Consider the following 13,760-nt stretch of genomic DNA (forward strand, 5'->3'; position numbering starts at 1 on the left):
AGGCTCCGACGCAGAGCATCAGAGCCAGGGTGTTAATAGAAATCAGAGCCAGTTTGTGGTTTGGCGTAATAGTCAGTGAATCAGGTTCGATTAATCAGTTATGATTCATCATTTTTGTTGTTCCCTGACTTACCCCGGTCGGCCATAGACTTGAAGGCCTCGAGGAAATCCATCGGTAGCGGGAGGAAGGCAAAAGTAGCATTCTCCTCACTGATTTCATTCATGGTTTGAAGGAAACGGAGCTGTAGGGCAGCGGGTGCTGTCTCGATCATCTTAGCGGCATCTACCAGTCGTTCAGCAGCCTGGAATTCACCTTCCGCATTAATGACTTTCGCTCGTCGGTCACGCTCGGTTTCAGCCTGTCGTGCCATCGCCCGCTTCATGTTTTCAGGGAGAACCACATCGCGAACCTCAACAGAAACTACTTTTATTCCCCATGGATCGGTTTGGGTGTCAATATTCTGCTGAATTTGTTTGTTGATTTTCTCACGGTTCGCCAACAATTCATCCAGTTCAACCTGCCCGATAATACTTCGCAGTGTGGTTTGAGCCAGCATGGAAGTAGCATGTATATAGCGCTCAACCTGTATAACGGCTGCTTCGGCATCAACCACCCGGAAAAAAGTGATGGCATCTACATTTACAGTCACGTTGTCCTTGGTGATCACTTCCTGCCGGTCCACGTTAATGGTTAAAACACGTAGGTCAACCCGCTCAACTTTATCGATGAAGGGGATGAGTACGATCAGTCCAGGGCCCTTTACACTTTGGAATTTACCGAGCCGGAAAACGACCGCCCGTTCATATTCGCGCAGGATTTTGAAAATTTGCGGGGCCAATAACACAATAAAAACGACGATGGTTATCAGCCATGTGATATAGCCAGAAAAAATCTCAGTTGACTCCATGGTCAAACTCCTTATTTGGGGTGTATGGTTTTACGGTTACGGTGAGTCCTTCGAAACGGACGATCTCGCACCATTCGTTAGATTCAATTTCTTCTCCCTCGGTTACGGCGTTCCAGTATTCACCGGAAATCAATATCCGGCCGCCTTCTTCATTGACGTCATCAACAACTTTTGCCTTTTTACCGATGAGGGACTCCAGCCCGGTTCGGTTTCCGGTAAATTGGGCTTTTATGCCGGAAGTGGCAATCCAGCCAAAAAAGATGGCGGTCATAATGGTTGCCGGTACCAGCCAGTACCAGTCGAGCTGCATGTTTTTGGGAAATTCCTGGAAAAGCATCAGGGCGCCGAGGAAAAAAGATACCGCTCCGCCCGTTATCAATATTCCGAAAGTGGGGGTAAAGGCTTCAATCAAAAATAAAACAATCGCCAGCCCGATTAGCACAAAGCCGGCCACGTTGATTGGCATGGTTGCCGATCCGTAAAGTAGTAAAATCAGGGCAATCACTCCGGCAACACCCGGAACAATGGCTCCCGGGTTGGTTACCTCGCCCACAATCCCATAAATGGCAACCATCGTTAAAATCAGCATAATTTCAGGCCGCATGATGAAGCTGAAAAATTGTTCGGCAAAGGTTTCGCCTTCCTTATTAATACTGGCTTTTGCAGTTTGCAGGGTATCTCCTTCAAACACAAGGCCGTCCATTTGCACAAGAAGCTCGTTCAAGTCCTGAGAAATAAAGTCAATTACGTTTAGCTCAAGCGCTTCGGTTTCGGTGATGGCAGCTCCGTCCCGAACGGCCGACTTCGCCCACTCCGTATTCCGGTCACGCTCTTTAGCGATGTTTTCGATGAAGCTTTCAGAGTAGTTAAAAATCTTTTTCTGCATCACGGTGTCTTGCTGTTGACCTCCCATGGAAACCGGCGAGGCGGCACCAATAGTGGTTGTAGGAGCCATAACTGCAACATGCGCTGCCAGTGTGATAAAGGTGCCGGCACTGCCTGCGTTGCCACCCGATGGAGTTACATACACGGCAATGGGCATTTCAGAAGCCAGCATTTCCTGTACGATATCCTGTGTGGAATTCAGGAGTCCGCCGGGAGTGTCGAGTTCGATAATCAGTACTTCATCACCCCGTTCGCGAGCAGTCTCCAATCCTCTTCGGATGTAGTTGGTAGTTGTAGGGCCGATCGCTCCTTTTACAGTGATTACGGTAACGGATGTCTGAGCCGTGGAATCGGCTTGGGCTAAGACAGACGGAGCGTTCGCAGAGGATAGAACAAGCCCCAGAAGAAACAGTGATATTTTTTTGATTATGCCCATGTAAACCTAATGCTAACCGTATTCTTAAGGTTCCATTTATTGTAAGCAATCGATGGAAATAAACAAAGCCTATTCGCTGCGAATGGCGTTTACCGGATTGATCAGGGCAGCTTTAACGGAATGATAACCGACCGTTCCTAATGCGATAATAACAATGAGCAGTCCGGACCCTAAAAACAGCAGGGGCAGCGAAGCTAAAAAGTCGAACCGGTAGGTGAAATTCTCCAGCCATTTTGAGCCTAAATAATAACTGACGGGCCAGGCAATGATATTCGCGATGCCTACAAGAATAAGGAAGTCTTTGGAAAGTAAACCCACAATATCGGCAACCGAGGCCCCCAGGCTTTTACGAATTCCAATTTCCTGTTTACGAAGCTGAGCAGAATACGAAGCGAGCCCAAGCAGACCAAGACAGGCAATCAAAATACATAGTATGGAAAATGAAGTGGAAAGGGAGCTCATGGTTGTTTCAGTTTCATAGATCTCAGCCAGCCGCTCATCAAGAAAACGATACTCAAACGGATCGATAGGGTTTACTTCTTTCCAGCTTTTTTCGAGGTGTTCCAGTGCTCCGGTTACATCACCGGGTGCAATTTCAACCGCGGTGTGTTCAATGTATCCCAAAATGGGACGGGTACCTTCCACAAGTCTCAGTATCAAAGGTTCAATTTCTTTTTTGAGGGAAGTGTAGTTGAAATCCTCCAGCACCCCGATAATGGTAAAAGCCTCTCGGTCTCCGCTTGGCGGATAATGGTAAATGGTTTCACCAAGGGCTTGCTCGGGGGTTTCGGCATCAAGTTGGGTAAGCATTTTCCGGTTGATGAGAACCGATTTTTCCGCATCGGTGGAAAAGTCACGAGAGAACGAACGGCCGGCTATTATTTCCAGGTCAAAAGTCTCGGTTACATCATGCGTAACATGAAGCACCAGGTTCAGTCCATCCTGGCTATCTCCGTTACCGGCGGGTACGTAACGGTAATATTCGGTGTGTTCAGATCCCGGAATTTTGCCCAGCCCGGTAACCGATTGAATTTGAGCATGATTCAGGCTCTGTTCTTTAAAGTTCTCAAATTCCCAGGCGATCAGGTTTTGCTTGGTGGGCAGCATAACCACAAAGTTCTTATCGAAGCCAAGGTCTTTTTCCTGAATAAAATCGAGCTGCAGGTAAACGATAGAAGTACCGATAATCAGGATTACCGATAAAGTAAACTGAAATGTGACCAGTGTCTTTCGAAATATGGTGGTCTTCTTTCCACGGGTTGAATTTCCCTTGAGCACATCCACGGGTTCAAAAGAGGAGAGGTACAGAGCAGGATAAAGCCCCGCTATCAACCCAACAAAAGCTGTTAAAAGTATCAGGCCGGGAATGGTGTAGAAATTATCAAAAGGATTGAAGGTGATTGATTTAGCAGTTAGCTCGTTGAAGAATGGCAGGGCAATTATCATAATAATAATGCCAAGGATAATAGCGATGAGCGTAACCAGGAACGACTCTCCTATAAACTGATAGAATAATTGCTGTTTGTGTCCACCCAATACTTTTCTCATTCCGACTTCGCGGCTGCGTTCCATCGACCGGGCAGTAGATAAATTCATGAAATTGATGCAGGCAAAAAGCAGAATGAAACCTGCTACGACGAGCAAAATGTAGATATAGGTAATTGAACTGTTCACCTCCATTTCCTGGTCACGATTAGAGGTAAGGTGAATGTCGGTTATGGGTTGAAGTTCAATATCGACAGATTCATCCTTTGGCCACCCGGAGTAAGCCCGGTAGTATTTGTCTTTCAGCGTGGCTAACTGGGAGTTAAGGAAACCGGTATCAGCGCCATCTTTTGCTAATATATAGGTCCAAATAGGGTTCCACAGCCAGCTTCGGTCGTAGCCCGGGCTGCTGGCATAGATTTCATTTAAGCTGGTAAAAGAAGCTACCAAGTCAATTTTCATATGAGATTGTTCCGGCCATGATTTCATCACACCAGTGACGGTCATATCCCGAATGCCTTTGTAACTAAGGGATTGACCGATGGGGTTTTCATCTCCAAAATATTTTGAGGCAAGGTCTTCACTTATAACAAGAGAAAGGGGATTCTTAAGTGCTTCGGAAGGATTTCCCTGAATAAGTTCAGCCGAGAAAACATCGAAAAAAGTGGAATCCACAAAATAGAAATTGCTTTCGCGGAAAGAGACCTGATCTTCCCGGTTCAGGAAGGTGTGGTTTTCTTCCTGCATGTCAAAAAAGCGAACGGTTTTCTCAATATGGTCAGGAAATTCAGCATCCAAAACAGGGCCTAACCGAAATGGGGTGGTGGCTTGTTCCTCAACCCGGTCTTCCGAAGTCATGGTTTGCACCACCCGGTAAATCCGGTCGGAGTTTGAATGGAATTTATCATAGCTCCATTCATTCAAAACATAAAGCACGATTAATAAACTGGTGGCTAAGCCGATAGCCAAACCCAAAATATTAATGAGTGAATAACCTTTCTTATTTAAAAGATTCCGTACAGAAATCTTGAGATAATTCTTAAACATCAGCGATTCCTTTCACTTTGCCAACAGACTAAAACATCCAACTATTGTACCGTAATTATTAAAGTCGGAAATGGAGTAAGCTTATATCCGACTCAACGTATCACATAATTAGAGTGATTTAGCAATGCATTGTTACAAAAAAGAAGAAATAAATTAACAATAACTTCAAATAGTATTAATAGGGGAAGAGAATGAACCTGAATTTGCAGTTGATTCATTAGTTATATAAAAATAACTTCTTACAAATAATTATTCACAAATAACGGGTACAATATGCGAGTTCAATCAGTTCTTTTACTAACCATCCTGAGTTTAATCTTCACTGCTTGTAGTTCAGGAAAAAAATTGAGCTGTTCAGTCTCTGAATATGCTGCTTATTATTATAACAACTCTCAGAATCCAGCCTGTGGGGAAAAGTACAAGGATGGGGCTAATTTATATGGCTTTGGTGAAATGAACGGGCCGGAAGGTCAGGATGAAATGCTGAAAAGAGTGGCGTCTTCAAAAGCTACCATGGAAATTGCTCAGAAAGCGGCCGGTATTCAAAACAAGATTAAATGGAGTATAGGAGAGTTTTCTCAGGTAAATGAAGAGGGAGAGAATTCCACAACGAAATGGTCTCAAACGCAATTTGACGTCAAACTGGAAGGGGTGGAAGAAGTAGGAAGCGTTTGTGAGTCGGGCACAAGAGGATATGTATGCTATAAGTTATTGAAGATGCCTAAAACGGCAATACTGGAAACGGCATCAGCTTCTTTAAAGGAGAAGGATGAAGACCTATACCGAGAGTGGGTCTCTTCGGATGAGTATAAACAGCTCGTGGCTGAATTAGAAAAGTAGCTGAGATTCAGGATGCCTTTTTCTCCAGGTAGGGAATAACACTGTTCTCCAGGAAATTGAAAATCGGTTCTTTGTAGGTTCTGCGCTGGGTAGCCCCATCCAGGGAGTTTGTGATAACTACAACGCTGCTTAGCTCAGGAATCATAAAGATGTATTGCCCGCCATATCCCCAGGCAAAAAATACTTTATGGCCGCCAACCGGGCGGTTCCACCACATATACCCATAATTATAAGGGTTGTAGTTGCTGCGGGTGTAGGTTTTAAAAGAGTCGTGCACCCATTTTTTGGAAACAATACGCTCTCCGTTATAAGTGCCGCCATTCAGCATAAGCTGTCCTATTTTAAGTAAATCATCCGGAGTCATCGCCAGGTTGTTACCGCCCATGTAATAACCCTTAGGATCACGATCCCAGCCTCCCACATCAATACTCAGCGGATCAAATAAGTATTCTTCAGCAAATGCTTTGGTGCTCTTACCGGTAGCTTTGGTGAGTATGACCGACAGCAGATGTGAGGTTCCTGTACTGTACACCATCTGTCCGCCGGGCTCTTTCACAAAATCCTGATCAAGTTGAAATTCCACCCAGTCATTACTGACTACCCATGCCCCATAATTATAAAAACTGGTGGTTTCTAATCCGGATTGCATGGAAAGCAGGTTACGGATCGTGATATTCTCTTTCTTTTGGTTGGGATTTGCTTCAAAATAGTCCGGGAAATAATCTCCCAACGTTTCATTTAGAGAGATAAAACCGTTATCAACAGCAATTCCGGTTAAAAGGGAAATTATACTTTTGGAAGCGGATTTGATGTTGTAGGGATAATCGGGTGAGGCATTTCGGAAATATTCAGCACCTAACAGTTCGCCCTCTTGTTGAATGAGAACGCTTCTGAGTGAATGGATGGATTCTGCTTCCTCAAAAACAGCTTCAATGGAGGTTGGAGCTGAAGACTGAGCCTGCAGGCTTTGGAACCCTGTGATGAAGCAGAGAATAGATAAGAATAAAACTCGTTCGGAAAATAAACTCATTCAGCGCTTTTAAATTTGAAGGTAACGGGAATTTTATCATCAAACGGGGAGCCGATGTGGTAGAGTTCCCATTCGGAATCATAATGCATAATCCGGTCCCTCAGAATGGTAATCAAATCTTCGGAGCTTCCATTCTCAGAATGCCAGTCAAATGTTTCGACACGGAACTTCAGGTTCCGTTTTTCTCCATTCACATGAACATCGAGATTAACAACGCTTTCTACATTGGGTACGGTAAATTGAACACGGACATTATGCATGATTTCTTCGTTAAAGTGAATAATGGGCGATTATACTATATGAGGTACAAAAAAGATGCCATTTCCTTAAAACCGTTCGTTCCTTCGCTTAGAGAGGTGTTTTGGATTAAAAACCGTTCGGAAACAGACAACTACTGTGCGATTATGGACGGTAGCCAGCTATGAGTTCCCGAAGTAGAATCCTTTCAGCAAGTCGTTGTCAGGTAAATGTGCGACACTTGGGTTTTCTTTTAAAAATGAGATGACATCACGATAGGCTTTATCCAGTTTTTGCAGTTCCTGCTTGGTGACAAATACGGTAAAGCTGTAAACCCGTTCACTTCCCCTGAAAACGGTGATCCGATATTGATTCGTGATATCCCGGTCAAGGCGAAGTTCAAACAGGTCGTAATCGAATGCGTGAATTTTTCTTCCGGGTTGAATGTCCTGAGATTCTTCTGTCTGCTTAATTTTGTTGATAATCTCCGTGTAGTTGGGCTCCGGAGCAGGAATATCCGGTTCTTTTTCACGCTGAAACAGGTTTCTTAGAAAATTTCGCATTGAATGAAGGCGGGGTTATGATGTGTTATAAACTTAAGTTAAACAGAAATAAAAGGGAGTACAGTTTATGTCTTTTTTAGCTTTTGATGAATTGAAGAAGAAAGTGGCTAACCTGATTCATGAAGATACGCAGCGCCATGATCATCACATGGACCTGACGGTGGCTGAGGTCCATCGCATTAACGGGGCCGGCTCGCTGGATTTCGGAGGTAGTGAATTTAAGCCTGCCACCACCCAGAAGTTGAACCCTGAAAAGCAAAAGGTGGACGATGACTACGGATGGTGGAAACTGCAGCAGGGTCCGTATAGAATAATCTTTAACGAGAGCGTGGATTTTGAGGACGGTTCTGCCGCGTTGATTTCAGCTCATCCCCATGCCCGGCAAGCCGGACTGATCTCCGATTCTTATGTGATTTCTGATGACAGCTCCGACGCCCTTTCCCTGAACGTCACCGTTTCAGAAGCCGGGTGTAATATCAAAGAAAATGCCCGGATTGCAGAGTTAAGAATTATCAGCGACTAACTTTCTACAGGCTGATTATAGGGGTCTTCTTTGACCAGGGCACCGTCCTTCAGATTAATGATACGGTTGCCGTAAGCGGCCATTTTCTCGGAATGGGTAACCTGTATGATGGTAACCCCATCATCGTTCAGCTTTTTGAACATGTCCATGATTTGTTCGCTCTGTTCGGAGTGAAGGTTTCCGGTAGGCTCATCGGCCAATAGCAGTTTTGGGCTTCCGATAATAGCACGGGCAACCCCAACCACCTGCTGCTGACCACCCGAAAGCTGGGGCGGGAACAAATCCTTCTTCGCTACAATATTGAAGCGATCCAGTATATCGGCAACCATGGCTTTGCGCTGCTTGCTTTTCACTTTACGGTACAGCAGCGGCATCTCGATGTTTTCATAAACGGTAAGTTCATCAATCAGATGATAGGCCTGGAACACAAAGCCGATGTGGGATTTATGATACTCCGATTTTTTCTTGTCGCTTAGGTTATGAACCGGTTCACCCAAAAAAGTGTACTCGCCTTCTGAAGCATCATCCAGGAACCCAAGAATATTCAGCAGGGTTGATTTACCGGCACCACTCGGCCCCATGATGGTCACAAACTCCCCTTCCTCAATATTGAGGTTAATCCCCTTCAGGATGAACGTCCGTTGAAACCGCTTGTCGATGTATTTGTCTATATCTGTTAGTTGGATCATGTTTTTTTGTATTAAGCAATCAGCCGTCAGCTATCAGCTTTCAGTTTTTATTCGATACCGATAAAACTGAAAGCTGAAGTCTGTTAGCTGACAGCAATTATTTATTCACTTCTTAAACTTTCTACCGGTGGTGTAACCGAAGCTTTGATGGACTGCCAACTGACCGTTAACAGTGCAATCACCAATGCAGACATTCCGGCCAAAAAGAAAATCCGCGGTCCAATTTCAATGCGATAGGCAAAGTCAGCTAGCCATCGACTCATAACAAACCAGGCAATAGGGATTGCTATAACAAGTGAAAGTGCAACCATTTTCAGAACTTCCATATTCAACATTAAAATGATTTGTTTAATATCGGCTCCCATCACTTTGCGAATGCCAATTTCTTTAGTTCTTTGCCGGGTAGAATAGGTGGTAAGTCCAAATAATCCAAGACAGGCAATAAACAACGCAAGCAGGGTTAACCCTCCAAATACTTGCCCTAACTTTTGTTCGGCACCGTACTGGCGATCTAAATCGTCACTCAGGAAATAGTACCAGAAATGACTTCCAGGTGTTACGCTATTCCAAGTTTCTCTGATTTGAGATAGTGTTCGTTCTGAACTGCCTGCGCTCAGTTTAATGACAGCCATATTTATGTGATTGCTGACATGTATGACAAGCGGCTCAATAGGGTTGTGAAGGGAAGCGTAATTAAAATCGTTGACCACGCCAATTACGCTTCCCTGTTTAGCAACTTCAAATGAGGAGCCATCTTTACTAAAGTCATACCAGGATAATTCTTTGCCAATGGGGTCTTCCCAGCCAAAATAATTTACTGCAGCTTGATTGATTACAAAAGCCCGTGAAGCATCCGTTGAAACTTCTTCATCAAAACTTCTGCCCAAGGCCATTTCCATTCCAAGAGTTTCCATAAGGCCGGGGTTAACGCGAAGAGTACGTATAGTGGGTAATGAGTCGGAAGCCATTCCCGTTGTTCGGATAGGATAAAGTGGCAGGCGCTGTCCCGGTACGTTATATGCTGCTGAAACTTGTTCTATTTCGGGCATCTTTTCCAGTTCTGCTTTCATAGCTTGATAATTCTCGGCTCCGGTAATGATGATTTTTTCATCGCTGAAACCCAGGTCCTTTTTCTGCATGAAATTCATTTGAGAATAGACAGTTAAAGCTGCTACAATCAAAAAGATGGAAATTGCGAATTGAAAGACCACCAAACCTTTGCGAAGGTTTCCGCCTGAAGAAGAAGTCCTGCCCGTATTTTTTAATACATTAACGGGTTGGAAATTTGAAAGAAAAAATGCAGGATAGCTGCCTGATAATGTGCCAACTAAAAGAGCCAGCCCTACAAAGCCTGTAATAGCGATCCAGTTTTGCTGGTATGGCATTGACAGTGGGCTTCCTGTAAAGTTGCTGAAAAATGGCAGGCTGATCTCAACCAGAATTAGAGCCAGCGACAAGCCCATTAAACTGAGCACAATCGCTTCTCCTAAGAACTGGCCAATCAGCTGACCACGTTGTGCCCCCAGGGTTTTTCGCATGCCCACTTCCTTTTTCCGCATGGTGGAATAGGCGGTAGATAAATTCATAAAGTTAATGCATGCAAGCACCAAAACAATGATAGCAATGGTTACCAGGATTACCACATAATTGAAATTTCCGGTAGCAGCGATGTCTTTTTCAGCCTTTTCAAAATAGATATCATTCAGAGGCTGAAGTTGAGGAGTGAGAAAGTTATCTTCCGTGTACTTGTCGAATGTAGATGCTATCGCAGTTTCAACCAGAGAAGGCGATACGTTTTCGGGAAGCAGGATGTAGGTATAGAATCCGGCCCAGGTCCAGTTTTCCATCATGCTGCCCATAAAAGTTTCAAGCAGTTCGATCGGAACCAAAAACTCGTAGCGGTGGTGAGAGTTTAAAGGCACGTTTTCAAATACGCCTGTTACTTCTAAGTCTCGTCCCCACATGGTGAGGGTCTTTCCAAGGGGATTCTCGGGGCCAAAATACTTCTCAGCCATAGACTTACTGATTACCATGCGATTTGGAGAAGAAAGGGCAGTTTCCTTATTTCCCAGAATCAGCGGATGTGTAAATACATCGAAGATGTCAGGGTCGGTAAAGGTGATATTTCTTTCCGCAAACTGTTTGTCCTCAGAAGTGATATCGGAAGGGGACTTGATCGGCCAGAATCGCACAACATTTGGGGCAATTTCCGGGTAGTCATTTTTGAGAGCAGGGGCTAAAGTAGGTGGAGTTGCGGCAACATCCCCATTCAATACGCGGTAGATTCGTTCGGAATCAGCGTGGTAATCGTCATAGCTGAGCTCATAGTTTACCCACAGGCCAATGATGATGCAGGCTGCAAGCCCTACTCCCAAACCCACGGTGTTGATGAAGGTGTATGATTTATTCTTCGCCAAATGGCGAAATGCAATCTTGATGTAATTTCTAATCATAATCTTTTAGTACTAAGCAATCAGCCGTCAGCTATCAGCTTTCAGTTTTTATTCGATACCGGTAAAACTGAAAGCTGAAGTCTGTTAGCTGGCAGCTATTATTATTCACTTCTTAAACTGTCGGTTGGGTTAATTAAGGTTGCTTTAACGGATTGATAACTTACCGTAAACCACGCAACGGCAAGGGTAAGTAATCCTGATAACAGGAAAATGCCAAATCCTAACTCGATTCGGTAGGCGAAATCCTGCAGCCAGGTACTCATGGCATACCAGGCAATCGGGGTCGCAATCACAAAAGCTATGGCTACCAATTTGGTAAATTCCTTGTTCACTAAGAAAACGATATTACCGGAAGAGGCTCCTAACACTTTTCGGACTCCAATTTCTTTGGTTCGCCGGATGACCATCAGCGAAGCAAGCCCGAACAGGCCAAGACAGGCAATGATGATAGCCAGTACTGATCCGGTGGTTACAATACGACTGAGCCGTCGTTCTTCCCGGTACTGATCATCCAGTGATTGATCGACGAAGGTATAATCGAACGGAACGCCCGGTGCTACCTGTGCCCATACTTCTCTCAGCTGACTTACTGTTTGAGATAAATTTCCCGTGGATAAGTTGAATGAGTATCGCGGGTCAAAAGAGTTTGAAATACCGAGGTCGGAAATTCCGCTAAACAGAATATCCGGGTTCATTACTATAGCAAGCGGCTCTACCGGGGTATGCAACGACTCATAATGGAAATTTTCCACAACGCCGATCACCTCATGCTGATCGAATTCAGGTCCGGGAAGGCGTTGGCCGATGGGATTTTCCCAACCGAAATATTCAACGAGGGCTTCATTCACGATCATAGCCTGACGGGCATCAGAGGGATTTTCTTCAGAGAAATTACGCCCTTCCGTTACTTTAATTCCGAGAGTGGGGATGAAATCAGCATCCACAAAATTGCCATGAAAGTTTTTGGGTTGATCCTGATTATCTCTGAACCCCATCTGAAACCAGCCCCCGGTTTGCACAGGAGTGAAGGAAGAAGTCGTTATTGAAGTAATTTCAGAGGAAGCTTTCAATTCATTGATAAGTATTTGCTTTCTCCGAATGCTTTGTTCAAAAATATCAGCCGGTGAGCTTTGAGGGGTATTGCTGATGCCGGATTCCAGCACCAAAACCTGGTCTTTCTGGTAACCGAGGTTTTTATTCTGAACATAATTCAGCTGCTGATGGATAGTAATGGTTCCTATAATCAGGGCAATAGAAAGTGAGAATTGAAAGACGACCATCACTTTTTGGAATCCCCCCTTTTCAGCAGACAGATTTAGACGACCTTTCAGCACTTCAATCGGGCGAAAACCGGAAAGGACAAGAGCAGGGTAAATGCCTGCTACCAGACTCACAGCTAAAGCAGTAAGCAGTAACACTCCCAGTGTTCCTGCTCCATAAGAAATAGTAAGCTCGGTTCCGGAAAGATCATTGAAAAAGGGAAGAAGAAGTTCAGCAAAGGTGATCCCAATCAAAAAGGCAATCAGCGTCATCATCAAGGCTTCACCCCAAAACTGATACATCAGATGTTGCCGGATGGCTCCGATGGTTTTCCGGATTCCAACTTCCTTAGCTCTTGAGGTAGATTTACTGATCGAAAGGGTCATGAAATTAACGCAGGCTATCAGCAGAATCAGAAAGGCGATGGCTGCAAGGATGTAGGAATATACCGGATCGCTGACGCTGGCTTGGGCTGAAGGAAATTCGGTGTTAAGGTGAATGTCGATCAAAAGCTGGAGGCCTACTTTATAATCCTGATTGGTGAAGAAATCCTCCCCAAATACGCCTTTCATCATGGAATCAAACTTTTCATTCAGTTCGTCCGGGTTTGTGCCTTCCTGCAATGTCAGATAGGTGCTGCCAAAAATGTTGAACCAGCTGTTTCGGCCACGTTCGCTAATCAGGGTCTCCAGGTTTTGGTCAGGCATCAGGATTCGGTAATCCAGACTGGAATTGGCCGGGGGATTTTCAACCACACCGGTTATGGTGAACTGTTTGTACTCATCGGTCAGCCTTATGGACAGGGTTTTTTGAAGTGGGTCTTGGTTGCCGAAAAAACGGTTGGCAGTTGCCTCAGAAATCACAATGGAAGACGGATTCATAAATAAATTGTCAGGATCGCCCTGCAGGATTTCAAAGTCAAAAATTTGAAAGAAATCTTCATTCACTACCAAGATGTTTTCATCAAAGGGAGCCTGAGCATCGGGGGTTTTTACCAGATTGCTGAAGCTGAACATGTAGGTCAGGTGCTCAACTTCCGGAATGTTATCTCTGAGGGTTGGGCCCAGGATTACAGGCGTGGCTGTATTCAGTAATTCCCTGCCTTCAGGTGTGGTCTCGTTTACCCAAGCCCGGTAAGTACGGTCTGCTTTAGAATGAAATTCATCATAGCTCCACTCATTTTGAACATACAGGGCAATAAGAATGCAGCACGCCACACCCACAGCCAGTCCAAATATATTGATGGATGAATACACCTTGTTCTTGAACAAGTTCCGAAATGCGATTTTAAAGTAATTTTTCAGCATAGTATATAATTTTGAGCTTTCAGCCGTCAGCTATCAGCCTACAGTTTTAACGAGATCGGTAAACTGTAAGCTGAAGCCTGATAGCTGACAGCTATTA

At 44.6% G+C, this 13,760-nt stretch carries 11 protein-coding genes; 2 read left to right on the forward strand and 9 right to left on the reverse strand.

Annotated features, from left to right (window positions below; all coding sequences use genetic code 11):
* Window positions 1–98: 98 nt before the first annotated feature.
* The 3 genes from JJ941_RS11430 to JJ941_RS11440 form a co-directional block, all read right to left on the reverse strand.
* Window positions 99–908: a slipin family protein gene (locus JJ941_RS11430; protein WP_255134632.1), complete on the reverse strand. Its 810-nt coding sequence runs from the start codon at window positions 906–908 to the stop codon at window positions 99–101.
* On the reverse strand, window positions 895–2,229 hold the full coding sequence (locus JJ941_RS11435; RefSeq protein WP_290965236.1) for a nodulation protein NfeD: 1,335 nt from the start codon (window positions 2,227–2,229) through the stop codon (window positions 895–897). Before JJ941_RS11435 ends, JJ941_RS11430 begins: the two co-directional genes overlap by 14 nt.
* Window positions 2,230–2,298: 69 nt before the next feature.
* Complete coding sequence (locus JJ941_RS11440) at window positions 2,299–4,761, reverse strand: FtsX-like permease family protein (protein WP_290965238.1); 2,463 nt, start codon at window positions 4,759–4,761, stop codon at window positions 2,299–2,301.
* A gap of 345 nt (window positions 4,762–5,106) precedes the next feature.
* On the opposite strand from JJ941_RS11440, the gene JJ941_RS11445 reads away from it, so the two are divergent.
* Window positions 5,107–5,601, forward strand: coding sequence for a hypothetical protein (locus JJ941_RS11445; protein ID WP_290965239.1), 495 nt, complete (start codon window positions 5,107–5,109; stop codon window positions 5,599–5,601).
* A gap of 7 nt (window positions 5,602–5,608) precedes the next feature.
* Here JJ941_RS11445 and JJ941_RS11450 read toward each other — a convergent pair whose 3' ends face one another.
* From JJ941_RS11450 to JJ941_RS11460, 3 genes are all read right to left on the reverse strand, one after another.
* The gene (locus tag JJ941_RS11450) at window positions 5,609–6,631 is read right to left on the reverse strand and encodes a serine hydrolase (protein ID WP_290965242.1); all 1,023 of its coding nucleotides are present in this window, start codon (window positions 6,629–6,631) and stop codon (window positions 5,609–5,611) included.
* Entirely contained in the window at window positions 6,628–6,891 is a 264-nt protein-coding gene (locus tag JJ941_RS11455; protein ID WP_290965244.1) for a hypothetical protein, read from the reverse strand. Before JJ941_RS11455 ends, JJ941_RS11450 begins: the two co-directional genes overlap by 4 nt.
* Before the next feature lie 159 nt (window positions 6,892–7,050).
* Window positions 7,051–7,431, reverse strand: coding sequence for a hypothetical protein (locus JJ941_RS11460; RefSeq protein WP_290965247.1), 381 nt, complete (start codon window positions 7,429–7,431; stop codon window positions 7,051–7,053).
* Between the two features lie 67 nt (window positions 7,432–7,498).
* Between JJ941_RS11460 and JJ941_RS11465 the strand changes: the two genes are divergently transcribed.
* The gene (locus JJ941_RS11465; protein ID WP_290965249.1) at window positions 7,499–7,954 is read left to right on the forward strand and encodes a hypothetical protein; all 456 of its coding nucleotides are present in this window, start codon (window positions 7,499–7,501) and stop codon (window positions 7,952–7,954) included.
* On the opposite strand, the gene JJ941_RS11470 is transcribed toward JJ941_RS11465, so the two are convergent.
* The 3 genes from JJ941_RS11470 to JJ941_RS11480 form a co-directional block, all read right to left on the reverse strand.
* The gene (locus tag JJ941_RS11470; RefSeq protein WP_290965251.1) at window positions 7,951–8,643 is read right to left on the reverse strand and encodes an ABC transporter ATP-binding protein; all 693 of its coding nucleotides are present in this window, start codon (window positions 8,641–8,643) and stop codon (window positions 7,951–7,953) included. The two genes, JJ941_RS11465 and JJ941_RS11470, sit on opposite strands and share 4 nt — an antisense overlap.
* A 101-nt stretch (window positions 8,644–8,744) precedes the next feature.
* Window positions 8,745–11,096 carry an ABC transporter permease gene (locus JJ941_RS11475; RefSeq protein WP_290965254.1) on the reverse strand — a complete coding sequence of 784 codons (2,352 nt, stop codon included), beginning with the start codon at window positions 11,094–11,096 and terminating at the stop codon, window positions 8,745–8,747.
* 101 nt (window positions 11,097–11,197) lie between these two features.
* Window positions 11,198–13,663 (reverse strand): ABC transporter permease, encoded by a 2,466-nt coding sequence (locus tag JJ941_RS11480; RefSeq protein WP_290965257.1) that lies wholly within the window; start codon window positions 13,661–13,663, stop codon window positions 11,198–11,200.
* Between the last annotated feature and the right edge of the window lie 97 nt (window positions 13,664–13,760).

It is taken from the genome of Gracilimonas sp. (genome assembly GCF_017641085.1).
In the GTDB taxonomy this organism is placed as follows: domain Bacteria; phylum Bacteroidota; class Rhodothermia; order Balneolales; family Balneolaceae; genus Gracilimonas.